Source organism: Proteus sp. LHD240705 (assembly GCF_047921555.1).
In the GTDB taxonomy this organism is placed as follows: Bacteria; Pseudomonadota; Gammaproteobacteria; order Enterobacterales; family Enterobacteriaceae; genus Proteus.
The window spans coordinates 1-891 of record NZ_JBLRMI010000030.1 but is presented as its reverse complement, the minus strand read 5'-3'; the positions used below and the strand labels follow the sequence as shown (position 1 = coordinate 891).

Annotated in this window: 2 protein-coding genes; both read left to right on the top strand. The window is 45.9% G+C overall.

What is annotated here, in order from left to right; all coding sequences use genetic code 11:
• Positions 1-493: hypothetical protein (locus ACNART_RS17840; RefSeq protein WP_416303681.1), on the top strand; the 493-nt coding region annotated here is incomplete at its 5' end.
• Positions 493-891: hypothetical protein (locus ACNART_RS17835; protein ID WP_416303680.1), on the top strand; the 399-nt coding region annotated here is incomplete at its 3' end. The genes ACNART_RS17840 and ACNART_RS17835, both read left to right, overlap by 1 nt.

The following is an 891-nucleotide window of genomic DNA, read 5'->3' as shown; positions in this document are numbered from 1 at the left end:
GACGGTACGCTTTCCAGGAAGTCGTTGGCGTTGTGAGCTGACATTCAATAATTTAAATGAAGCAAAATCGCGCCAGTTAGAAGCGTTGGTGGCTTCATTGGATGGTATGTCAGGAAGAGTGAGAATATCGAGTTGGATCAGAAAAGGGAAAGAAGGGTACGGCACTCCTAAAATTTCCTCAGCAGGGCAGTCTGGTAGTGTTTTGCAAACATCAGGCTGGAAGAGAAATATGCGCGTTTTACAGCAGGGTGACCGCCTCACGATTGGGAATGAGTTGAAAATGGTTGTAGCCGATGTTGTTAGCAATAACGAAGGGCGAGCTGTCATTTCAATTTCTCCCATGCTCAGAACTCCACCTGCATTGGACGAAGAGGTGATCATAAAAGCCCCTTTTGGGGTTTTTCGGCTCGTTGATAATGAACAGGGTAAATTTCAGCATCGTCGCTTGGGGTATACCCATATCACGTTATCTTTTGAGGAGGTGTTGTACTAATGCAATATCATCCATTTTCTGACGCCATGGTAAAAGCCATTAATGAGGGGGCTTATATCGTCTTAGCCGCCAGACTTAATTTGAAATCAGGCGTCACCTGTGCGCATACCGGTGTTGGGCAACTGATTATTGCGGGGGAAACTTATTTGGGCGTGGGCAGTTTAGGCGAAATCAGTCAGCTGAAAGAAAATAAGACAACCAGCCCTCCACAATTACAGCTTAAATTAGCGGGTTTTGATAAATCGCTGGTGGGGATGGTGATGAATGAGCAAAGTCGAGGGCGAGAAGTGCGGTTGATGATGGTCGCCATTGGCGAAGAGGGGAAACCGTTGCTTGTTGAAGTCTTATTTGTCGGACAAATCACATCGATTAATGTGGTATCTGGTGAAGAGAATGCT